Raw genomic sequence first — 21,627 nt, forward strand, 5'->3', positions numbered from 1 at the left:
CTATTGAAGAATTTAACAATCAAATTAATTACAAAAATGTAGCTTAACTTAATGTGCAGTTTTTATTTGCATATCCATTCTACCCCTCACGCAGTCTCCTTGTGATGATAACATTTTTGATTAAAAGGATAATTAATTTCCAAAAAACTGCAAAAACACGTTAAAACTAAAAAAATAGTTAAAAAACTACATTTATAGTTTGATAACTAAAAAAATAGTTGTATGTTTGGTTTAAATAAAAAATTATGCAAAAGTTAACCAACAAAGAAGAGGAAATCATGCACATTTTATGGAAGCTCAAAAAAGCATTCGTAAAAGAAGTCCTTGCAGAAATCACAGAAGATCAACCCCATTATAACACACTTTCAACCATTGTGCGCAATCTGGAAGAAAAAGGATTTGTGTCACACAATGCCTTTGGAAACACACACCAATACTTTCCTATTATAAGTTTAGAAGATTATAGAAAACGATTCATGAATACTGCTATTGATAATTATTTCAACAGCTCATATAAAAATATGGTATCGCATTTTGCCAAAGAAGAGAAAATATCTGCAGCTGAATTACGGGAAATTTTGGCTATGATTGAAAGTCATAAAGAGGAAATATAAACTTTAGATTAACAATATTAATTATGGAAGTATTTTATATTTATCTCATCAAATCCAGCGGATTAATTGCCTTGTTTTATTTGGCGTATCATTTTATGTTGCGAAAAGAAACCTTTTTCACAAGCAATCGTTGGTTTTTGTTATTGGGATTATTCACTTCCATTCTTTTGCCGTTAGTTGTTTTTACTAAAACAATATGGGTAGAACCTACTCCTATAAATTATGATTGGTCATCATTGCCCATAAGTACAATTATTGATGAAGACCACACGCAAGAATATATTTTTCTGGCATTAGCAGTGCTGTACTGCATTGGCACATTATGCCTTTTCACTAAATTTGGTTTTGAATTTTACAGTTTACAAAAAATAGTAAAAGGAAAAACCATAAAACGTCAAGCGAATTTTAAATTTATAGACTTAAAAGACAACCTCGCTCCTTTCTCTTTTTTTAATACTATCGTTTACAATTCGTCCTTGTACAGCAGCTCTGAACTAGAAAACATTTTAGAACACGAAAAAGTTCATAGTGAGCAAAATCATACTGTTGATGTATTAATTTCAAGATTGTTTTGTATTGTGTTTTGGTTTAATCCATTCATTTGGTTTTATAAAAAAGCAATTATCCAAAACTTGGAATTCATTGCTGACAGCGAAGCCACGAAAAAGATATCCGACAAAAAAGCGTATCAGTTGACGCTTTTAAAAATAACAACACATGAGAATTGTGTTGCCATTACCAATCATTTTTATCAATCATTAATCAAAAAACGAATCGTTATGTTAAACAAAAATCAATCAAAAAAATCGAATTCCTGGAAGTACGCAGTCGTTATTCCTGCTTTAGTTGCATTTGTGATGCTTTTCCAAGTAAATGTGATAGCTCAGGAGAAAAAAATTAAGATAGATGAAATTATCGAAATGTCAAAATTTAATACTGACAAATCAACTACAGATATTGAAATTAGAGAAAATTGTGAAATTGTTCAAAAAACACATAATGTTACTTTAATATTCTCAAATATCAAAAGGAATTCGTTAGGAGAAATTGTAAATATTAGTGCTTCTTATGATGATCACAAAGGGAATAAAGAAGAATATACACGGGAAGGAAACACTCCTATTAATCGATTTGTATTTTTTTATAAGAAAGATAAATTGAATAATGTCAATATTGGTTTTTTCAATGCTGATCTAAAGAAAAAAGCTAAAAAAATAGATATAGTTACTGACACAGCTAAAAGAAGAGCGTCTATACTGACTATAAAAACAGAAGAAATATTGAAAAATGATAGTCCTGAAAAACCAATTATTTTTATCAATGGCAAAAAAACAAACCTCGTAATGGAAGTTATAAACAAAATGGATCAAAATTCAATTGAAACTATGACTGTTTTAAAAGGATCAGCTGCCGAAGAAAAATATGGAGATGAAGGAAAAAATGGAGCTATTGAGATAACAACCAAAAACTTGAAAAGAGAATTGAAAAACCCAATTATATTCATCAATGGTAAAAGAACAAATACCACTCTGGATGATTTAAACAAAACAGATCAAAATTTAATTGAAAGTATGACTGTTTTAAAAAAGATAAATGCTGAAGAGAAATATGGTAATGGTGGGGAAAATGGTGCAATTGAAATTATCACTAAAGGAAATGTAGATTTATTAAAATCCTCCAATAAAAAATCAAAATAGAATTAAACATTTAAAAACCCAGAAAGACGGTCCAGATCAAGACCGTCTTTTTTTATATCTTTACATTAAACAAAATGATATGTATAAAATCCTAGCCCAAATTAACAAAGTTATTTTACCTAGTTTCACCAAACAGCGATTGGATTTGGCTAAAGCCAAAAAATGGCAAATGGCGATTATTGGTTTTAGATATTACGTAACCACACGTGCGTTGGATTAATACGTAATTGCGGCAAAAATTTCATTTCCTTTGATTTTTGCCCTTCCATTCAAGAAAGCTAATTCCATTAGGAAATTGCATTGTACAATTTCTCTATCCAATCTTTTGACCAATTCACAAACTACTTTTGCCGTTCCTTCGGTGGCCAAAACATCATCGTGAATCAGAATTCGGTCTTCTGAAATTAGAAATTATGTCAGCCAATAATAAAATTATTTATAGCAAGAGACTTTTTAAATTACGATAAAAACATAGTCTACTTTATTGTTACCACTTCTCTGCTCCCAATAATTTTTTTCCCAATTCACTAAGCGCTGCCGTTTTATATTTGGTTTGTTCCCATTTACGGGGATCTCCAGGAAAGGCATATCCTTCAGGTGCAATTCTGTCTTTCCAGGAATTCACTCTCCATTGACGTAGTTCTTCATTTTCTTCTTCCGCTGGCATCATAGAAATATATTGTGCCATTCTCACTTTATCTTTTGTAATATTGGGGCGAATGCCATGCGGTTGTGAACTGTTAAAAATCAATAAATCTCCTGCTTCCATTTTTACTTTAACAAATTTGCCTTCAAATTCAGAGGTATCCGGTTGAAATCGATTTCTATCTTCCGGTTGTGTCAGTTTCCAAGTATCATAATTTCGATATAAATCAGGAATACATTGAAATCCTCCCATATTTTCATCCATTTGGTCTGCCAAAGCGAGAACTCCTTGTACGTTTTGAGGTTTTGTTTCAGGATCATAATCCCAATGTATGAATCCTTTGAAATCAAAATCCGGACGGACTGGTAAATTTAGATTTGCTCGGTCAATGGTTACCCATAATTTTTCCGTTCCCCAAATATCTACAAATGCATCGTATACTTTTTTCATTTGTCGATTATCCCATTGGTATTGATGATTGTACACTTCAACCATACCGCTATTGGTAAGTTCTTTCATTTGCATTTCGGCTCTTGGTGGCGCATACCAAGTTTCTGGATCGTTTTGATTTTTCTCTTCAAATTCCCACAGGAAATCGGCCATTTTTTTAGCGTTTTCTTTCGGAACAGCATTTTTTATTACAATATATCCGTTTTCAATCCAAAACTTCCAATCGGCTTCAGTAAGCAAACGCAGCGGTTTACCATTAGAGCGATCATTTAATTTTGTTGTGCTGGATTTTGCTGTCGATGGATTCCCCGGAATATCTTTGTGGGCATTGTTATGTGCCATTGTGGGAACCATTGTTGGTACCTTTGATTGCTTATTTTTTTCCATAGTTATCTATTTCGTGTTATTACTATCCCAAAATTAGAAAAAGTGAACCTTAATTACTTTCACAAAATGTACTGCTATTTGTACAATATTGATTTATTTTAGTAACTTTAGACAAGTATATGTATTATATTGAACAATTATAGCAGTAACGAGGTATGAAAATAGTTTTTGAGGATATAAAAAGATTAGCCGGTAGTTCCTTTAGAATATTGGTCAATCCAAAATTGAATAATTTTTATTATTGGCATTTTCATCCTGAATTTGAATTGACTTTCATTGTAGCACCAAATGGAACACGACGCGTAGGTGACCATATTGGGGATTTTGAAGGAAGTGATTTGGTTTTTATAGGTTCTAATATTCCGCATTTGAATTTTGATTATGGAATTAAAACCGAATATGAAAAAGTAGTTTTACAGATAAAAGAAGATTTTTTCAAAAATGACTTTATCACCACTCCTGAACTAGCCAGCATTAATCAATTATTTGAGAACTCTAAAAAGGTGGTTTGTTTTCATGGGGCTCTAAAAGATGAAGTTGGCAAAAGGCTTCAAAAAATTCATCTTTTATCACATTTTGAACAATTTATAGAAGTGCTATCCATATTTCAGATTTTAGCAACAGCAAATGAAAGAACACTGCTACATGATAAACCATTTGAAAATCTGTACAATAACAAAGAACAAGTGCGATTAAAAGTAGTACATAAATTTATCGAAGAAAACTATCAAAGGACCGTTTCTATTGAAGAAATCTCCCTTTTGACTCACTTATCCAAAGCCGCTTTTTGTCGTTATTTTAAAAAAATGACACGATTGACTTTTACTGAATTTTTAAATCAGTATCGAATAGAACAAGCTAAAATACTTTTAAAAACTGATAAAAATGTAACAGAAACGTGCTTTGAGTGTGGTTTTGAAAGTCTGTCATATTTTAATAGAATTTTCAAAAAAGTAGTGGGTGAAAATCCGATACAGTTTAAGAAAAGATAAAAAAAGGTATGTTTCCTAAATTTCAGAAACATACCTTTTGTAATTTATTCCGTAATATTAAAACTGGCTACATAAAAGTTTTTATCTATTTCCAATTTTGAATTTTCAGTATTTACAGAAACACGTTGCCATTCTGTCTCTGGTTGTAGCAATTCTTCATTGCCATTCAGCGTAACTTTAACAGGCATGTTAAAACCTGACACACAATTTGTCCAGCGATATCCTAATTGATTATCCTTGAAAAAATATTCTACTGTAGGAATTCTGGTATCTCTTAAATACTGATTAAAAAAGGTAGCTAAATCGATTCCAACTTGCTGACTTAAATAATCTTCAATTTGTTTAGTCGATACCGTTTGATGGTAAAAAGTACTGTTCAAACCTCTTAATATTTTTCTCCATTTTTCATCATCATTTACAATTTGGCGTAAAGTATGTAGCATATTCCCTCCTTTTGGATACATATCACCAGATCCTTCTTTGTTTACACCGTAGTTTCCTATAATCGGCTTATCATTGTTTATTCCCTTTCTGGTCCCTCGGATATATTCAAATCCAGCTTCTTTCCCATAATAATATTCTACAAAAAGGCTTTCAGAATAGTTTGTAAAACTCTCATGAATCCACATATCAGCAATATCTTTGTACGTAATATTATTGGCGAACCATTCATGTCCGGATTCATGGATAATGATAAAATCAAATTTTAATCCCCAACCCGTTCCGCTTAAATCCCTTCCTAAATAACCATTTTGAAATTTATTTCCGTAGGTCACTGAACTTTGATGTTCCATTCCTAAATACGGAGCTTCAACTAACTTGTAACTGTCTTCATAAAAAGGATATGGTCCAAACCAGTGCTCAAAAGCTTTCAACATCTTTGGAACATCCTGAAATTGTTTTTTGGCTTTCGCTAAATTGTCTCTCAAAACATAATAGGTACAGTCTAAATCGCCTTTTTCTCCTTTATATTTTTCTGAAAACGAAACATAATCTCCTATATTTATGTTTACACCATAATTATTGATAGGATTTGAGACATACCAATTATAGGTTTTGGTTCCGTCCTTTAATTGCTTAACACTGATCAGACGACCGTTAGATACATTTGTCAAATTTTCAGGAACATTTACACTGATCAGCATATTTTCCACTTCGTCATACATGTGATCTTTGTTTGGCCACCAAACACTCGCACCCAATCCCTGACAAGAAGAAGCAATAAAAGAATTCCCATTAGCATCTTTTTTCCAAGTAATTCCTCCATCCCATGGCGGATTTACAGCAACTTTAGGTTTGCCTCCGTAAAAAACAGTCAACTTTTTTATGGCTCCTTTTGTTTGAGATGCAATCAATTCAATAAAAAATGCATTTCCTTCTCTTCTATATTTTAAAGCTACTCCATCCTGAATGACTTTATAAATTTCCATAGGATTTTGCAAATCAATTTGCATACTATTGTATTCCTGAACGACTTGATATTTTATTGTATTGGAACCTGAAATAGTACTGTCAGCAGGATTTACTTTAATATCAAGATGGTACTGTTTTACATCCCACCACGCTCTTTCTTTGGTGATGCTGCCGCGCAAAGTATCTTGTCTGGTAAATATTTCCTCTTTTTTTTCCAAAAGTCCTTGCGCATTTACACCATTAAAAATAAGGAAAGAGATCAAAATAAGACTGAATTGTTTTTTCATGGTGAATTTACTTTAGACAAAAATAAACTTTAAAACTCTATAATTAAACTTCCTGGAATTTATTTTCCAGGATAGATTTGGACATATTCTTGCAACAGCGTATTTTCTTTTCCACGAATTTCCATGATCACCTTATTGTTTTCAAAATCAAACTTCAGCAACCCAAAATTAATATCTTTGATCACTTCTCCTTTTACATAAGGATTTTCTTCGCCAGAAAAAGAAGCATAGGTATGGGTTAGTCCACTCGAAGTAAAATCGACTAAAGGATACGACAATCCGCGAACTTTTTTGGAAGAAAAAGTAGCAATATGGCGGTCACCAGAAATTATAAAGGTACCTTTTGCTTTCGTTGAAACAATCAATTGCTCTAGTTTTTCAATTTCATGGGGAAAATTTCCCCAAGCTTCAAAACCATGTTTATTTGATAAAAATTGAATGCTGCTGACAATAACATTAAATTGTGCCTCAGAAGTTTGAAGTTCATTTTCCAACCATTTCCATTGTGCATTTCCTAACACCGTTCCTTCACCTGCTGTATTAGGTTGAAAACGTTTTTTTAAATCGGTGGCTTTAGTCAGTGCCGTTCTAAAAAAGCGAGAGTCCAATACAATGACTTTTATTTTATTTCCATTTACCTCAATAGTTTTAGCAGTATAAACTCCGTCTCTTTTTCGCTCAGAAGCGTTCTTTGAAGTGCCTAAAAAATCCAATAATAACTGTTGGCTTTTTCTTTTAAAGGGATATTCTTCCCCAGCGTCATTTGCTCCATAATCGTGATCATCCCAAGTTCCTAAAACTATTTTATCTTTAATAAAAGTTAGATAATCCGCGTCTTGTTTTTGAATTTCATAATTATTTTTAAGAAACTGCATATCTTCTGTATCCGAGTACACATTATCTCCTCCCCAAATCCAAACGGAAGGATGATTTTTGTCTATCGCTGGCCAAAGTTCATTTTTAATCTTTTGATTGTCGCAGGAACCAAAAGCAATCGTAAAGTAAGTGTTTTGAGTAGGTTTATTAGTTTCAAGTACCTGTTGTGTATTCTGAATTTTACAACTAATAAGGGCAAAAAAGCTAAAAATAAAAAGTATTTTTTTCATGTGAAGGTATTATAAAATCTATTTAATTTAAAAAAATTTGTTGCTAAGGTATACTAATATGCTCAATTGAACTTTAAGTAAAGATTAATAAAAAAGCGACTATCCAATTAAAATAGTCGCTTTTTTATTAGATTAAAACACAAAAATTAATGCAGGTGGGTTACTTTGCTTTGTTCTACTACAGCAGTAAAATCATTGGCTAAACGTTTGCCATACTCCTCTAGCAATTCTAAAATTCTTTCTTGATTATCTGATTTGACAATAAGTCCTGCATGATATTCTAAGGGTATTCTAAAGCAAACTTCCGGGTCTGAAAACGAAGATAAATTAGGATGCTGGAATTTTGTTAAAGTCAAAACGATTCCGGCATATCCTTTTTTTACTTTTGGTAAACTGTACTTCGTTCCTTTGACCAAAGCGTCTTCAATTGCCGCCCACTCTTTCCATAAATTAATATTCGAAGCTTCAGCAACCATTTCGGCCAAATGCGCTCCTCCTACTCGTGAAGAAGTTTCCAAGAAATAAATCTGTCCATCTTCATTACTTTTGATGAACTCTGTATGAGCGGCTCCATGTTTCAACCCAAAACCTTTCATCACTTGTTCATTTAATTTTTTTATCGCAATATCATCCTCTGATTTGTATTTACTATTTGCCGAACGGAAAACGCCGCCACCTTGAGATATTTCCATTGGTGTAGCTAAATATCTAGAAGTCAAACTGAAGATTACTTTGCTATCCGAAATCAAACTGTCACAATGATACACATCACCAGGTTTGAATTGTTCCAATAGATATTTGAATCTGTTATTCCCCATTTCATTAATATGGATCCACAAACGCTCTTTGTCCTCTATTTTTATAATTCCTGTTGCAGAAGCTTCGGAACGTGGTTTCAAAACCCATGGAGCAGGAATAGCATCTGCAAAAGTATTGATGTCATGGTCATTAAACAAAGAACAAAAAGCAGGAATAGAAATTCCACAACTTTTGGCTCTCATTCGCATCGCTAATTTATCTCTAAAATAACGTCCCGTAGTTTGTCCCATCCCATCAATACGGAGGTTTTCCCTTAGATACGTGGCTTTTTCTACATCATAATCGTCTAACGCAACAATGGCATCTACTTTAGTAGTTTTCATAAAATTACCAACACCTAATAACAGATGTTCTAAATTCCAATCGACATCTTGGCCTTTCATATAAAAAATCTCATCAATATGTTGGTGTGGCCATGGCTTGTCTCTGAGTTTTTCGCTTGTCACTAAATAGACTTTGTTGCCTAATTTTTTTAAATTAATTAAAAAATCGGCACCTTTGAAATAATTTGAAATACAAAGAAAGGTTTTAGCGTTTTCCATAGGTTATAAATTTTCTATGAATTTAGTTAATAAATGAACACCATACGCTGTTGCATGCTTACTTTTAGCAAATTCATCCTCACCAAATGCCACTCCAGCTACATCAAGATGCGCCCAAGCGTTGTGTTCTTGGGTGAAATATTCTAAAAATTTGGCGGCACTTATGGCTCCGGCAACTGGTTTTCCGCTATAATTTTTCACATCGGCAATATCACTTTCTATGTCTGATTTGTAAATATCCCAAAGCGGTAAAGGCCACAAACGCTCTCCTATTGCATCTCCGTTTTCTTGCAATTTCTTAGCCATTTCTGCATTGTTGGTAAACAAAGCACCACATTCATACCCAAAAGTACCCACGCTGCTTCCAGTAAGTGTGGCGATATCCACAATATATTCCGGTTTGAAATTTTTAATCAAATACGATAATCCATCGGCTAAAATGAGTCTGCCTTCTGCATCAGTATCAATTATTTCTATTGAATGTCCACTGTAACTGTGAATTACATCACTAGGTAAAAAGGACTTGCTGTCAACCGAGTTTTCGGCACAAGGAACAATAGCAGTTACTTTGACTGGCAATTGTAAATCGGCTATAAGTTGCATCGCCCCAAATACTGCCGCACCACCAGCCATATCACACTTCATGTGGACCATTCCTGCCGTTTTTATATTTAATCCACCAGTATCAAAGGTGATTCCTTTCCCCACCAATCCAACATGTTTTAGGTGTTTTACTTCAACAACAGGAGTATACTTCATAATGATAAATTGAGGTTCATTCTCGCTTCCTTTTCCTACGGCTAAAAAAGCGCCAAGACCTGCAATTTTAGAAGCTTCATAACCGAGAACTTCTACGTCAAACCCATATTTCTGCCCAGTCTCTTTAGCCCAATTCGACAAGTATTTTGGATTAATTGTATTCGGAGGCAAATCGACTAAATCATAGGTTGCTAGTTGCGCTTTGGCAATTTTAATTCCTTTTTTGGCTGTAGCCAAATGCTCTTTTTCAGATAATAAACTCAAGCTAAAATCTGGTTCTAAAAAAGGATGTACGCTTTTCTCCGATTTAAAATGACCTAAATCATACGTTCCCAAAAACAATCCTGAAATCATAGTTTCAACCTGATCCTCAGTAAATTGTTCTGGTATAACTAAAGCTACACTCAAACTTAAATTTTCTTTTTGTTTCGATGAAATACGGCGAAAAATAGTTTTTAACGATTTATAATCTATCGTTTTTCCCAAGCCAATAAAAACATACGTATTATCATTTTTTTCGGCCAAATAGTGTGTGTCTTTTTTACCAAAAAAAACTTTGGAAGCAATTTCCAATCCATTAAATGTAATGGGAACAATACTTTTTGAATAGGTTTCAAAAACCGGAATTAAAATTGTACCTGAAAAATCATCTGAATTTGTTATTGTACTTGTTCTCATTTATTCTTTTTTTATGGCTGTTGTTATTGGATGAAATTCAACATTAATGTCGTTTTTTTATCTATACTCTGTAATAGACGCGATAAATCGCATCTCTACACTTCTTTTTCATTAAAAAACAACCATTCAATTGCTTTTGGAAACTCGTCACTCCAGTAGGTTTCGCTATGTTTTCCCTGCTTGTTAATACTTAAATTAATATTCGATTTTTCTTTTACAAATTCACTTGAAATCAAACTATCTTTAAAACTTTTGATATGTTCAATCATCGTTATACTTTCATCGCCACCGGCATATAAATAGATTTTTGTATCTGCTGAATTAGCTTTTTCAGTATTGATTTTTAATTCAGGAACGACCCAAAGCGAGGGCGAAAAAATCATTAATTTCCCATACACTTCAGGATTTCTTAATCCACTAAAAAATACTAACTAATCCACCCATTGAGCTTCCTCCAATTCCGGTGAATTCCCGTTCTTTTTTGGTTCTAAAATTGCGATCTACGTAGGGTTTTAATGTATCAGTCACAAAGCGAATGTATTTCTTGCCTTGTCCCTTTCCTAGAACAGTTTTCCCTACATTGTATTCTTTGATGCGATCTTCTTCGGCGTGTTCAATAGCAATAATTATAATTTTTCCGATTTTATATTCTGACATAACTGCCAGTTTTTTATCAATTTCCCAATTGCCAAATTCAGCTGATTCATTGAATAAATTTTGAGCATCCTGCAAATACATAACCGGATAACTTTCACTCGATTTGTCATAATCATGGGGTAATAACGCCCATATTTTCCTGGTTTTATTGAGTTGGGGAATTTCAAATTCATCCGAAATCAATTGCACTTGAGGTAAAAAAGATTGTTTAAAAGGCAACCAGTTTTTTCTCCATCTCTCAACGTGTTCTTTTTGAATGCCAGTATGTGCTAATGTAGAGCGATTTTCGGTACGATTCCCATGACTGTTAATCTCAACATCGCTCCAATCTCCTTTCGTAAATTTATACAAAAGCATCTCTGGATAATCAAAATCATGTGGGAATTTGTAATGATACGAACGGTTCCCTATCTTCTCCATCAGAAATTCGTTGTCCTGTGTGCGCCAATTATTAAAATTCCCTGAAATATAAACCGGCCGAGCGTCATCTTCATCAGTAGTTAGAATTATGTGTAGTCCAGTATTTAGTATAAAATTGTTTGCATCAGGATTAAAGGTGGTATTGTCTGAATTCATTACTTGCATGTGCTGCTTTAATTTTAAAATAAAAGTAAATATAGTGGATTGCTATTGGAAATAAAAGAAAAAAGAAAACCCAATAGCAAATGAATTTTCTATTGGGTTTTATGTATAAAAAGTAAGTATGCTAATTTTTCTTCTGACGGCTTTTTAAAACTGTTACCACATCATCTAACTTAAACCCTTTGGCTTGCAATAAGATAAGATAATGAAAAAGTAAATCAGCACTTTCACTCAAAAACAAATCATCATTGTCATCTTTGGCTTCAATAACCACTTCAATCGCTTCCTCACCTACTTTTTGGGCAATTTTGTTCATCCCTAATTTGAATAAAGAAGCAACGTAACTTTTTTCTGAATCTGCATTTTCTCTTCGAAGTTGGATTGTATCTTCTAAATCCGAAATAAAGCCATAATCTGCTTTGTTTTCGTCAGCCCAGCATGTATCTGTACCTTTATGACATGTTGGCCCTTCTGGTTTTACCTGAATCAATAGCGTATCATTATCACAGTCGTTTTTGATGTCAATCAGATTTAGAAAATTGCCACTTTCCTCGCCTTTTGTCCAAAGCCTTTGCTTACTTCGACTGTAAAAGGTTACTTTTTTAGTGTCTATCGTTTTTTGATACGCTTCGGCATTCATATAACCCAACATCAAAACCGTTTTGGTTTCACTGTCTTGAATGATTGCTGGAATTAATCCGTCTGTGTTTTTTGAGAAATCTATGTTCATGTTTTTAATTTAAAGATTGAAAAATTAAAGATTGAAAGATTATCTAATCCGATTTTCTTTTCTCTTTATTCTATTATCTGTTTCTATATCCTAACTTCGATATTATTATTTTTAAGGGCTGTTTTTAATGTTTTGATTTCAATTTCTTTAAAATGAAATACACTTGCGGCCAATGCTGCGTCTGCTTTTCCTCCCAGAAAAGTGTCCACAAAATGCTGTATGTTTCCCGCACCACCAGAAGCAATTATAGGGATATTAACTAATTCCGAAAGTGTTGCCAAAGCTTCGTTTGCAAAACCGTTTTTAGTTCCGTCATTGTCCATTGACGTGAATAAGATTTCACCTGCACCACGTTCTTCCACTTCTTTGGCCCAATCAAACAAATTCAATTCGGTAGGCACTTTTCCTCCTACTAAATGAACAATCCATTGCCCGTCAATTTGTTTGGCATCAATTGCAACCACTACACATTGACTGCCAAATTTTTGTGCCAAATCATTAATCAACTGCGGGTTTTTGACCGCTGAAGAATTAATAGAAACTTTATCCGCCCCGTTTTGCAACAAAATTTCAACATCTTCAACGGAGGAAATTCCACCACCAACAGTAAATGGAATATTAATCGTGGAAGCGACTTTACGAACCAAATCAACTAAGGTTTTTCTTCTTTCTTCCGTGGCAGAAATATCTAGAAAGACCAATTCATCCGCACCTTCATCTGAATATATTTTAGCTAATTCCACTGGATCTCCTGCGTCACGCAAGTCCACAAAATTAATACCTTTTACGGTTCTTCCGTTTTTAATGTCGAGACAGGGAATAATTCTTTTTGTAAGCATTATTGTTTTTATTACACAGAGATTCACGAAGTTTCACTAAGATTCACAAAATTCTTGGTGAATCTTAGTGTCATCTTTGTGTGTCTTTGTGAAACAATCTATTTTATTATATATTTTTCTAATTGTTTCAAGGAAATTCGTCCTTCATAAATTGCCTTACCAATTATTGTTCCTTCACAGCCTAATTCGGCTAGTTTTGGTAATTCGTCAAAAGTAGAAATTCCTCCCGAAGCAATTAATTTTATGCCATTGGATTCCGCCAACTTCTCGCCTCTCGACTGCGCTCGAGATGACGCGCTCGAAGTGACAGTGCATTGATTAATAATTTTTTTATATAAATCAAAGGATGGTCCTTCAAGCATACCGTCTTTGGCAATATCGGTACAAATTACATACTGAATTCCCTTATTTTGATACTCTTGTATAAAGGGAATCAATTCTTCATTAGAATCTTCTAACCAACCCGAAACGGCTACTTTTTCATTGTTGGCATCTGCTCCCAAAATAATTTTATCAGCACCGTATTCTGCAATCCATTTTTCGAATAGTTCTCTATTTTTAACGGCTATACTTCCGCCGGTAATTTGATTGGCACCACTTTCAAAAGCAATTTTCAAATCAGAATCGGATTTTAATCCACCACCAAAATCAATTTTCAATTTGGTTTTAGAAGCTATTTGCTCTAATATTTTATAATTCACAATTTGGCTTGACTTTGCTCCGTCTAAATCAACCAGGTGCAGGTATTCTATACCGTGAGCTTCAAATGATTTGGCCACTTCAAGCGGATTTTCATTGTATATAATTTTAGTATTGTAATCGCCTTTTGACAAGCGAACACATTTTCCATCAATGATGTCTATTGCGGGTATTATTCTCATTTATTTTTAATTTAAAGATTTAAAAATTGAATTATTTAAAGATTGGGAATGTTAATTAAAGAACTATTTGATTCTCTAATTTTTCAATCTTTGAATTTTTCAATCCTTTAATTTTAAGAAATTACCCAAAATTTGTTCTCCAACATCACCACTTTTTTCGGGATGAAATTGAGTTCCATAAAAATTTTCATTTTCCAATGCTGAGGAATATTCTAGCTCGTAATTAGTTGTAGCAATGGTTTCTGTACAAATAGGAGCATAAAAACTATGGACCAAGTACATGTATTCGTTCTCTGCAATTCCTTTGAATAAATCTGATTTCAAGTTGTAAATTTGGTTCCACCCCATTTGTGGTACTTTTACTTTTGGCGTGAATTTAATCACATCAATATCAAAAATTCCCAAACCTTTGGTATTCCCTTCCTCCGATTTGTTGCACATCAGTTGCATTCCCAAACATATTCCCAAAACAGGTTGTTTCAAGGTTGGAATCAAAGTGTCTAAACCACTTTCTAAAAGCATTTTCATTGCTGAACTTGCTTCTCCAACGCCTGGAAAAATAACTTTGTCTGCTGCTTTAATTTCGTCCGGATTATTGCTCAAAACAGCTTTGAATCCCAATCTTTCGATGGCAAACATAATACTTTGAATATTGCCTGCACCGTAATTTATGATTACTATTTTCATTTATATTGGTCTTAATGTTGTAAAGTCAAAAGTCATAAAGTCAATGCCGGAGCACTTTAAGACTTTTGTCTTTCGACTAAATTAAAGCATCCCCTTCGTACTTGGCAAAATCATCTTTTCCGTATCGCGCTTTACGGCTACTTTTATTGCTTTGGCAAAAGCTTTAAAAATAGCTTCAATCTTGTGATGTTCGTTCGTTCCTTCTGCCTTTATATTGATGTTGGCTTTCGCTCCATCGGAGAAAGATTTGAAGAAATGATAAAACATCTCTGTTGGCATTTTCCCCACCATCTCCCGTTTGAATTCGGCTTCCCAAACCAGCCAATTTCTGCCTCCAAAATCAATAGCTACTTGCGCTAAACAGTCGTCCATTGGCAAACAAAAACCGTAACGTTCTATTCCTAATTTATTTCCTAATGCTTTCGCAAAAACTTCTCCAAGTGCAATTGCTGTATCTTCAATTGTGTGGTGTTCGTCTACTTCCAAATCACCTTTTACAAGAATTTCTAGATCCATTTGTCCGTGACGCGCAATTTGGTCGAGCATGTGATCAAAAAAAGCAATTCCAGTTTCAATTTGACTTTTTCCAGTTCCATCAAGGTTTACGTTGATGTAAATATCCGTTTCATTTGTTTTTCTTTTTATTGAAGCGGAGCGTTCTTCTAATTTCAAAAACTCATAAATTACTTTCCAATCGGTAGTTTGCAAAGCAATAACGGAATCTAATTCCTCTCTTTTTGAAGCAATTTCGTCGCCTCCTAAAGCCTCGTCTGTATTAATAAAAATTGCTTTTGAACCCAAGTTTTTAGCTAATTCTACATCGGTAATTCGATCCCCAATTACAAATGAATTTGTTAAATCATACTCCGGATTATCAATGTATTTTGTCAACAAACCTAATGCAGGTTTGCGCGTTGGAGCATTTTCGTGCGGAAATGTTTTATCAATTAATACCTCTTTGAAAATAACGCCTTCATTTTCAAACGCTTTCATAATTAAATTATGCACGGGCCAAAAGTTAGCTTCCGGATGCGAATCAGTTCCCAAACCGTCTTGATTGGTCACCATAACGAGTTCAAAATCTAATTCTGCAGCAATTTTTCCCAAATATTGAAAAGCGTTTGGATAAAATTCTAATTTTTCAAAACTGTCTAATTGGTAATCATTTGGTTCTAAAACCATTGTTCCATCACGATCTATAAAAAGTATTTTTTTCATTAAAAAAAGTTTAAGGTTTAAGGTTTAAAGTTGTTTTAACACCTCAATTAATTTCATGTTTTCTTGTGTTGTTCCAACAGTTAAACGCAATGTATTTTCACAAAGTGGTTGGGTGGTTCGGTTCCGAATTACAATTCCTTTTGCAATCAATTGATCGTATCTTTTATTGGCATCATCCACTTTTACCAAAATAAAATTGGCTTCTGTAGGATAAATTTTTTCGACAAAATTAACATCAAGTAACGCTTTAAGTAATTCCTCTCTTTGTGCTATAATAGATTCAATTTCAGATTTTATCTTTTCCAGCTTGTCTAATCGTTCCAAAGCTCTTTTCTGAGTCAGTTCATTCACATTATATGGTGGTTTTATTTTATTCAAAACCGAAATTACTTCCGCAGATGCATAACAAATTCCCAATCTGATTCCTGCCAAACCGTACGCTTTTGATAGTGTTTGAGTAATTACCAAATTTGGATATTCGTCTAATTCATTAATCCAACTTTCTTTTTTTGAAAAGTCAATATACGCTTCATCAATTACTACCAACCCCTTAAAATTTTGAAGAATATACGCCACACTTTCATCCGAAAAAGAATTTCCGGTTGGATTATTTGGTGAACATAAAAAGATGATTTTAGTGGTTGCATCAACAGCTTCCATGATTTTCTCCATTTGCGGCTGAAAATCTTCTGAAAGCAACACTTCTTTGTTCTCTACTGCATTGATATTCGCCAAAACACCATACATTCCGTATGTTGGTGGCAAAGTGATTACGTTATCTGTTTTTGGTTCACAAAAAGCTCTGAATAACAAATCCAACACTTCATCACTTCCGTTACCAAGTAAGATTTGATTTGTTTTGACATTTCTTAGTTTAGCCAAAACCTCTTTTACACTAACTTGTTGTGGATCTGGATACCGATTTACACCATTTTCAAACGGATTTTCATTGGCATCAAGAAAAATCATATCTGCAGTATCAAAACCTTCAAATTCATCACGAGCTGAAGAATACGGTTTCAATTGCTTTACGTTTTCTCTAACCAAATTATTTATATCGAAATTATTTTTCATTTTCAATCGCTTTTAATCGTAATGTAACTGCATTTTTGTGCGCTTGCAATCCCTCCGCTTCTGCCATGATTTCAATAGCTTTCCCGATATTTTGTATGCCTTTTTGGGATATTTTTTGAAAAGTCATTGCTTTAGTAAAACTATCCAGATTTACACCGCTATAATTCTTGGCGTAACCGTTGGTTGGCAAGGTGTGATTCGTTCCTGAAGCATAATCACCGGCACTTTCAGGTGTATAATTTCCTATGAATACAGAACCCGCATTTTGAACGCCATTACTGTAAAAATCATCAAATTCTGAACAAATGATAAAGTGTTCTGGTCCATATTCATTGATTAAATCCAAAGCAATTTTATCATTTTCGACAAAAATTAATTTAGAATTAGCAATCGCTTTTTCAGCAATCGCTTTTCTTGGCAACGCTTTTATTTGGATTTGGATTTCAGCCTCAACAGCCTCAATTAACTTTCTGGAAGTAGAAACTAAAATTACCTGACTGTCCGCTCCGTGTTCCGCTTGAGATAATAAATCTGATGCTACAAAAGCTGGAACTGCTGTATCATCAGCCACAATCAATAATTCTGATGGACCGGCCGGCATATCAATTGCTACGCCAAACTGAGTTGCGAGTTGCTTGGCTACCGTTACATATTGATTTCCTGGTCCAAAAATTTTATACACTTTAGGGATCGTTTCCGTACCAAAAGTCATTCCGGCAATTGCTTGAATACCTCCTACTTTTAATATTTTAGTCACACCACATAAATTTGCAGCATACAATATTGCGGGATTTATAGCTCCATTTTTATCGGGAGGGGAACACAAAACAATTTCGTTACAGCCTGCAATTTCTGCAGGAACAGCAAGCATTAAGACTGTGGAAAATAAAGGTGCAGTTCCTCCTGGAACATACAATCCAATTTTTTGAATGGGTCTTTTTTCCTGCCAACAATTTACTCCTTCAATAGTTTCTACAGTTACTCTTTCTGTTTTTTGAGCAGTATGGAATTTTTTAATGTTTGACTTTGCAAGTGAAATTGCTTCTTTTAAGTCGGCAGAAATGGAAGCAATAGCCTCGTCAATTTCTGCTTTAGAAACTGCTAAATTTTCGATAATTGCACCATCAAAAAGCGAAGTGTATTTTGCAACAGAAAGATCACCTTTCTTTTGTACTTCCTTAAAAATTTCTTTTACTGTTGCTTCTATATCATCAACCGTTTTTGTAGGTCTTTCTAAAATGGAAGCCCAGCTTTCGGGTTTTGGATTGAATATTTTATTCATTTTTAATTTTATTCAAAGATTAAATGATTTAAAAATTGAAAGATTTTACTTTTAAATCATATCATTCATAATTCTACAAAACCATTTTCTCAATTGGACAAACTAAAATTCCTTCAGCTCCAGCTTCTTTCAATTGATCAATCACATCCCAGAAAGTATCTTTGTCGATTACCGAGTGTACGCTGCTCCATCCTTCTTGTGCCAAAGGCAAAACGGTTAAACTTCGTAATACCGGAAGAATTTTTCCAACAGCATCAATTTTGTCATTTGGCACATTCATCAAGATATACTTCGATTTTCTTGCTCTTAAAACAGATTCAATTCTGAATTTTAAAGTGTCTATTATTTTTTGAGATTCAGGACTTACTTTTGGAGAAACAGCCAACACCGCTTCACTTTTAAAAATAACTTCAACCTCTTTTAGATTATTTTTAAATAATGTACTTCCACTGGAAACAATATCCACAATAGCATCAGCTAAACCAATGTTTGGAGCTATTTCAACCGAACCTGAGATCTGGTGAATATCGACATTTACACCTTTCGAATTAAAAAAATCAAGCACTGTTTTAGGGTAAGAAGTTGCAATACGCATACCATCTAAATCCTGAACGGATTTGTAATCAAATGCTTTTGGTACAGCAACAGATACTTTACATTTTGAAAAACCTAATTTTTGAATTACTTCAATATCTCCGCCTTTTTCAACTAATAAATTATCGCCCACAATAGCAATATCCACAACTCCATCAATCAGATATTGAGGAATATCCGAATTTCTTAAATACAAAACTTCTAAAGGAAAATTGGATGCTTCTGCTTTTAATTGGTCGATTCCGTTATCAATTGAAATGCCTGCATCTTTTAGAATTTGAATGCTGTCTTCGTTTAAACGCCCTGATTTTTGAATTGCAATTTTTAATGTACTCATTTTGTTTTTTGTTTTTTTGTTTAAAATATTTTGATTGAGTACAAATATGGGGTAATAAAAAACCCGTTTGATGTACTCAAACGGGTTTTTAGAATATGATGATTTACACACATACCATTAACACATCGCTTGAGAGCAATAATGAAAATGATGATGATGCAATTGATTTGTAAACATTTTTGTCTGCTTTATTTTAATTCTTTTGCAAATATACGAGTTAAATTCTTTAGAAAGCAATTTTTATTTTAACTTAAATGCTAATTTTTGTTAAATGAATATTATTCTTTTTTTTTATTATATTCTTTTTTCACAGCTGTATTCTCATTCACGGGTGCAGAAACAGCGCTGTCTTCACTAATTTCTGTATGACGAATTTCATCCCCAGAATTTCCTACTTTTATTGACAAAAATTGACACTATCACAAACAAAATATACGCCGTATTTTTTAACGAATCTTTCTTTAAAAACATTCCAGCTATCAAAATTCCAATTCCGAAAAAGGTTCCGATAATTAGAATTTTGTTTTCAACCATTTACAAATGAGTGTAATATGTATTTTGGTCTTGATTCCGTTTTCGGTCTCTGAATAAAAATAGTGCAGTTGAAAAGAATTAATATATGCATCTTTATTATTTTTTGTAAATTTAGGGTTTATTGCATTACAAATTTGAAAGCAATGGTAGCAATATTAGCCGTCAAATTATCACTTCGTTTGTAATGATTGAATCTAAAATCAATATTTTTTAAGCCAAATTTCCAAATTTTCCCTGCAGAAAAAATATCTGTATAATTAACTCCAAAACCGTATTGATTGGCATCAAATGTGGCTAAATCAGCATCTGAAGTATAAAATTTTTCTGTTGACAAATGCGTTTCATAAGGCGCATAATATTTAGAACCCGCTTGTGTATAATAGCGGTACATGGGAAAAACAGTAAACTTATCGGACAATTTCACAGGAAGTTCAATACTGGCGGTATGCGATTGTATGTCCCAGTTATCTGAATAAAAACGATAATAGGTTCGTACTATAAATCGGTCATTGATGTAATAATTCAAACGCGCTCCAACGGGAAGTTTAAAACGAGAATCCGGTAATCTTTCGATATCATCTGCTAATTTGTAAACTCCGGTGTTGCTTGGACTTTCGTAATTGCTAATGTATTGCGCTTGTCCAATGTAAAAATTGGCTTTGTCTGCAAAATAAATTCGGTGGTAAGGAGAAGACAATAATCCTTGTTGTTGCAATACATCAAAGAAAACGGAAACTTGTAATTTCTTAGTCAAAACCTGAGAAAACCCTACAGAAGCTGAAAATGAATTTCTGTTAACAGTAGTAACCGGTTTAAATGCAGACGGCAAGTAATCTGTTGAGGATACACCGTTCTGATCCAAAACTGATACACCAAAAAAATAGCCTTGATTTAAAAAATTTGAACCATACAATGAATATTCGTGCAACTCTGTTGGATAAATAGGTCTCCATTGATCTATATATGCATTTACTTTCAAACTCAATTCTGTGTTTTTTTCATTAAAAAGACCAGTGATTCCGCCACCAAAACCAACTGAAGTGTAATCATATTCATTTGAAAAAGAAACATCTGTATTCCAAATAAAATTCCTGGAATCGCTACTATGACTGTAATTAGCAACAACGGATACTAACTCATCACTTCTTGAAGCACCAGATGAAGCTTGCCAAGGCGTTCCACTGGGTCCCGTAGCCGCCGCTTTACTGCCTGCTGTTGGATCATTAGCGCCTCTGCTGCCAGAAGCACCCGTAGAATTAAATGGATTTATATTACTGGACGAAGCTGATGAATAGGCTGATATTCCTAAATCAATAGTCAAGACATCATCCTCATTCAACGGCATTGCCACCACAATATTAGAAGCGACATCTGTAAGTTTCTCTGAACCAATACCCCCAGAAACAGCTGATCTTGATCCATCTTGCTCGTAATAACTCGCTAGAAAGTCCACTTCTGTACTTTCTAACACTCTTTTTTTAAAAACGGGTTCTTTACTATTTTCTTGAGAAAAAGCAGTTACAGTGATTAAGATAAAAAGAGATAAAATTTTTATTTTCATTTTCTAATGGATTGGAATTTACAATCTGAATTGATGCTTTAAATTAATTGCAACCACAGCCGCCACCTGATTTTCCACCATTGGCTCCGCCAGCAGCTTCACGATATACTTGAAAAGACGTTTCATACCGTTCCGCTGTTCGGGCAGAAAGCTTCATATCAGGATCAGTTATTTTCTCTTTTTCGTATTCTTTTATGGAACTGCACGATTGCAAAATCAAAAGTGTAAAAAATACAAAGGCTATTTTATGTTTCATGAGTG

21 protein-coding genes and 1 pseudogene are annotated in these 21,627 nt (G+C 33.6%); 4 read left to right on the forward strand and 18 right to left on the reverse strand.

The window, feature by feature from the left end; genetic code table 11:
• Positions 1-245: 245 nt before the first annotated feature.
• From EKL97_RS13285 to EKL97_RS13295, 3 genes are all read left to right on the forward strand, one after another.
• Positions 246-614 (forward strand): BlaI/MecI/CopY family transcriptional regulator, encoded by a 369-nt coding sequence (locus EKL97_RS13285; RefSeq protein ID WP_126459340.1) that lies wholly within the window; start codon positions 246-248, stop codon positions 612-614.
• Positions 615-637: 23 nt separating this feature from the next.
• Positions 638-2,311 (forward strand): M56 family metallopeptidase, encoded by a 1,674-nt coding sequence (locus tag EKL97_RS13290; RefSeq protein ID WP_126569036.1) that lies wholly within the window; start codon positions 638-640, stop codon positions 2,309-2,311.
• Between the two features lie 79 nt (positions 2,312-2,390).
• Complete coding sequence (locus tag EKL97_RS13295) at positions 2,391-2,531, forward strand: SsrA-binding protein (RefSeq protein WP_091170625.1); 141 nt, start codon at positions 2,391-2,393, stop codon at positions 2,529-2,531.
• On the opposite strand, the pseudogene EKL97_RS13300 reads toward EKL97_RS13295, so the two are convergent.
• Positions 2,528-2,707 (reverse strand): annotated as a pseudogene (locus tag EKL97_RS13300) (adenine phosphoribosyltransferase); the annotation flags it as partial. The gene EKL97_RS13295 and the pseudogene EKL97_RS13300 overlap by 4 nt on opposite strands.
• 91 nt (positions 2,708-2,798) lie before the next feature.
• A complete protein-coding gene (locus EKL97_RS13305; protein WP_126569037.1) occupies positions 2,799-3,794 on the reverse strand; it encodes a phytanoyl-CoA dioxygenase family protein in 996 nt (331 codons plus the stop codon).
• Positions 3,795-3,949: 155 nt separating this feature from the next.
• Between EKL97_RS13305 and EKL97_RS13310 the strand changes: the two genes are divergently transcribed.
• The gene (locus EKL97_RS13310) at positions 3,950-4,786 is read left to right on the forward strand and encodes an AraC family transcriptional regulator (RefSeq protein WP_126451640.1); all 837 of its coding nucleotides are present in this window, start codon (positions 3,950-3,952) and stop codon (positions 4,784-4,786) included.
• Positions 4,787-4,830: 44 nt separating this feature from the next.
• On the opposite strand, the gene EKL97_RS13315 is transcribed toward EKL97_RS13310, so the two are convergent.
• The 16 genes from EKL97_RS13315 to EKL97_RS13385 form a co-directional block, all read right to left on the reverse strand.
• A complete protein-coding gene (locus EKL97_RS13315) occupies positions 4,831-6,486 on the reverse strand; it encodes a M1 family metallopeptidase (RefSeq protein WP_126569038.1) in 1,656 nt (551 codons plus the stop codon).
• A gap of 59 nt (positions 6,487-6,545) precedes the next feature.
• Positions 6,546-7,592 (reverse strand): alkaline phosphatase D family protein, encoded by a 1,047-nt coding sequence (locus EKL97_RS13320; RefSeq protein ID WP_126569039.1) that lies wholly within the window; start codon positions 7,590-7,592, stop codon positions 6,546-6,548.
• 146 nt (positions 7,593-7,738) lie between these two features.
• Positions 7,739-8,953, reverse strand: a complete 1,215-nt coding sequence (locus tag EKL97_RS13325; protein ID WP_126569040.1) for an acetyl-CoA carboxylase biotin carboxylase subunit family protein — start codon at positions 8,951-8,953, stop codon at positions 7,739-7,741.
• Between the two features lie 3 nt (positions 8,954-8,956).
• Positions 8,957-10,390, reverse strand: a complete 1,434-nt coding sequence (locus EKL97_RS13330) for a leucyl aminopeptidase family protein (protein WP_126569041.1) — start codon at positions 10,388-10,390, stop codon at positions 8,957-8,959.
• A 95-nt stretch (positions 10,391-10,485) separates the two neighbouring features.
• Complete coding sequence (locus EKL97_RS15910) at positions 10,486-10,773, reverse strand: hypothetical protein (protein WP_233588591.1); 288 nt, start codon at positions 10,771-10,773, stop codon at positions 10,486-10,488.
• A 34-nt stretch (positions 10,774-10,807) separates the two neighbouring features.
• Positions 10,808-11,632 (reverse strand): alpha/beta hydrolase, encoded by an 825-nt coding sequence (locus EKL97_RS13335; RefSeq protein ID WP_233588592.1) that lies wholly within the window; start codon positions 11,630-11,632, stop codon positions 10,808-10,810.
• Positions 11,633-11,753: 121 nt separating this feature from the next.
• Positions 11,754-12,359 (reverse strand): bifunctional phosphoribosyl-AMP cyclohydrolase/phosphoribosyl-ATP diphosphatase HisIE, encoded by a 606-nt coding sequence (gene hisIE, locus EKL97_RS13340; protein ID WP_126451645.1) that lies wholly within the window; start codon positions 12,357-12,359, stop codon positions 11,754-11,756.
• A gap of 83 nt (positions 12,360-12,442) precedes the next feature.
• On the reverse strand, positions 12,443-13,198 hold the full coding sequence (gene hisF / locus EKL97_RS13345) for an imidazole glycerol phosphate synthase subunit HisF (protein ID WP_126553403.1): 756 nt from the start codon (positions 13,196-13,198) through the stop codon (positions 12,443-12,445).
• A 98-nt stretch (positions 13,199-13,296) separates the two neighbouring features.
• Positions 13,297-14,079 carry a HisA/HisF-related TIM barrel protein gene (locus tag EKL97_RS13350; RefSeq protein ID WP_126553405.1) on the reverse strand — a complete coding sequence of 261 codons (783 nt, stop codon included), beginning with the start codon at positions 14,077-14,079 and terminating at the stop codon, positions 13,297-13,299.
• Positions 14,080-14,178: 99 nt separating this feature from the next.
• Positions 14,179-14,766, reverse strand: a complete 588-nt coding sequence (hisH, locus tag EKL97_RS13355) for an imidazole glycerol phosphate synthase subunit HisH (RefSeq protein WP_126563696.1) — start codon at positions 14,764-14,766, stop codon at positions 14,179-14,181.
• A gap of 81 nt (positions 14,767-14,847) precedes the next feature.
• A complete protein-coding gene (gene hisB / locus EKL97_RS13360) occupies positions 14,848-15,984 on the reverse strand; it encodes a bifunctional histidinol-phosphatase/imidazoleglycerol-phosphate dehydratase HisB (RefSeq protein WP_126569042.1) in 1,137 nt (378 codons plus the stop codon).
• A gap of 24 nt (positions 15,985-16,008) precedes the next feature.
• Positions 16,009-17,058, reverse strand: a complete 1,050-nt coding sequence (gene hisC, locus EKL97_RS13365; protein ID WP_126563694.1) for a histidinol-phosphate transaminase — start codon at positions 17,056-17,058, stop codon at positions 16,009-16,011.
• Positions 17,048-18,340: a histidinol dehydrogenase gene (gene hisD, locus EKL97_RS13370; RefSeq protein ID WP_126569043.1), complete on the reverse strand. Its 1,293-nt coding sequence runs from the start codon at positions 18,338-18,340 to the stop codon at positions 17,048-17,050. The genes hisC and hisD overlap by 11 nt, the downstream gene beginning before the upstream one ends.
• A gap of 73 nt (positions 18,341-18,413) precedes the next feature.
• Positions 18,414-19,271, reverse strand: coding sequence for an ATP phosphoribosyltransferase (hisG, locus tag EKL97_RS13375; RefSeq protein ID WP_126569044.1), 858 nt, complete (start codon positions 19,269-19,271; stop codon positions 18,414-18,416).
• A 652-nt stretch (positions 19,272-19,923) separates the two neighbouring features.
• A complete protein-coding gene (locus EKL97_RS13380; RefSeq protein WP_126569045.1) occupies positions 19,924-21,366 on the reverse strand; it encodes a DUF3570 domain-containing protein in 1,443 nt (480 codons plus the stop codon).
• 43 nt (positions 21,367-21,409) lie between these two features.
• Positions 21,410-21,622, reverse strand: a complete 213-nt coding sequence (locus EKL97_RS13385) for a DUF4266 domain-containing protein (RefSeq protein ID WP_126451655.1) — start codon at positions 21,620-21,622, stop codon at positions 21,410-21,412.
• Between the last annotated feature and the right edge of the window lie 5 nt (positions 21,623-21,627).

The organism is Flavobacterium sp. LS1P28, assembly GCF_003970335.1.
Lineage (GTDB): Bacteria > Bacteroidota > Bacteroidia > Flavobacteriales > Flavobacteriaceae > Flavobacterium.

Excerpts from the sequence above, each read along its gene's own strand:
- EKL97_RS13285 (WP_126459340.1), top strand. The coding sequence starts at position 246 with ATGCAAAAGTTAACCAACAAAGAAGAGGAAATCATGCACATTTTATGG.
- EKL97_RS13290 (WP_126569036.1), top strand. The coding sequence starts at position 638 with ATGGAAGTATTTTATATTTATCTCATCAAATCCAGCGGATTAATTGCC.
- EKL97_RS13295 (WP_091170625.1), top strand. The coding sequence starts at position 2,391 with ATGTATAAAATCCTAGCCCAAATTAACAAAGTTATTTTACCTAGTTTC.
- EKL97_RS13305 (WP_126569037.1), bottom strand. The coding sequence starts at position 3,794 with ATGGAAAAAAATAAGCAATCAAAGGTACCAACAATGGTTCCCACAATG.
- EKL97_RS13310 (WP_126451640.1), top strand. The coding sequence starts at position 3,950 with ATGAAAATAGTTTTTGAGGATATAAAAAGATTAGCCGGTAGTTCCTTT.
- EKL97_RS13315 (WP_126569038.1), bottom strand. The coding sequence starts at position 6,486 with ATGAAAAAACAATTCAGTCTTATTTTGATCTCTTTCCTTATTTTTAAT.
- EKL97_RS13320 (WP_126569039.1), bottom strand. The coding sequence starts at position 7,592 with ATGAAAAAAATACTTTTTATTTTTAGCTTTTTTGCCCTTATTAGTTGT.
- EKL97_RS13325 (WP_126569040.1), bottom strand. The coding sequence starts at position 8,953 with ATGGAAAACGCTAAAACCTTTCTTTGTATTTCAAATTATTTCAAAGGT.
- EKL97_RS13330 (WP_126569041.1), bottom strand. The coding sequence starts at position 10,390 with ATGAGAACAAGTACAATAACAAATTCAGATGATTTTTCAGGTACAATT.
- EKL97_RS15910 (WP_233588591.1), bottom strand. The coding sequence starts at position 10,773 with ATGATTTTTTCGCCCTCGCTTTGGGTCGTTCCTGAATTAAAAATCAAT.
- EKL97_RS13335 (WP_233588592.1), bottom strand. The coding sequence starts at position 11,632 with ATGCAAGTAATGAATTCAGACAATACCACCTTTAATCCTGATGCAAAC.
- hisIE (WP_126451645.1), bottom strand. The coding sequence starts at position 12,359 with ATGAACATAGATTTCTCAAAAAACACAGACGGATTAATTCCAGCAATC.
- hisF (WP_126553403.1), bottom strand. The coding sequence starts at position 13,198 with ATGCTTACAAAAAGAATTATTCCCTGTCTCGACATTAAAAACGGAAGA.
- EKL97_RS13350 (WP_126553405.1), bottom strand. The coding sequence starts at position 14,079 with ATGAGAATAATACCCGCAATAGACATCATTGATGGAAAATGTGTTCGC.
- hisH (WP_126563696.1), bottom strand. The coding sequence starts at position 14,766 with ATGAAAATAGTAATCATAAATTACGGTGCAGGCAATATTCAAAGTATT.
- hisB (WP_126569042.1), bottom strand. The coding sequence starts at position 15,984 with ATGAAAAAAATACTTTTTATAGATCGTGATGGAACAATGGTTTTAGAA.
- hisC (WP_126563694.1), bottom strand. The coding sequence starts at position 17,058 with ATGAAAAATAATTTCGATATAAATAATTTGGTTAGAGAAAACGTAAAG.
- hisD (WP_126569043.1), bottom strand. The coding sequence starts at position 18,340 with ATGAATAAAATATTCAATCCAAAACCCGAAAGCTGGGCTTCCATTTTA.
- hisG (WP_126569044.1), bottom strand. The coding sequence starts at position 19,271 with ATGAGTACATTAAAAATTGCAATTCAAAAATCAGGGCGTTTAAACGAA.
- EKL97_RS13380 (WP_126569045.1), bottom strand. The coding sequence starts at position 21,366 with ATGAAAATAAAAATTTTATCTCTTTTTATCTTAATCACTGTAACTGCT.
- EKL97_RS13385 (WP_126451655.1), bottom strand. The coding sequence starts at position 21,622 with ATGAAACATAAAATAGCCTTTGTATTTTTTACACTTTTGATTTTGCAA.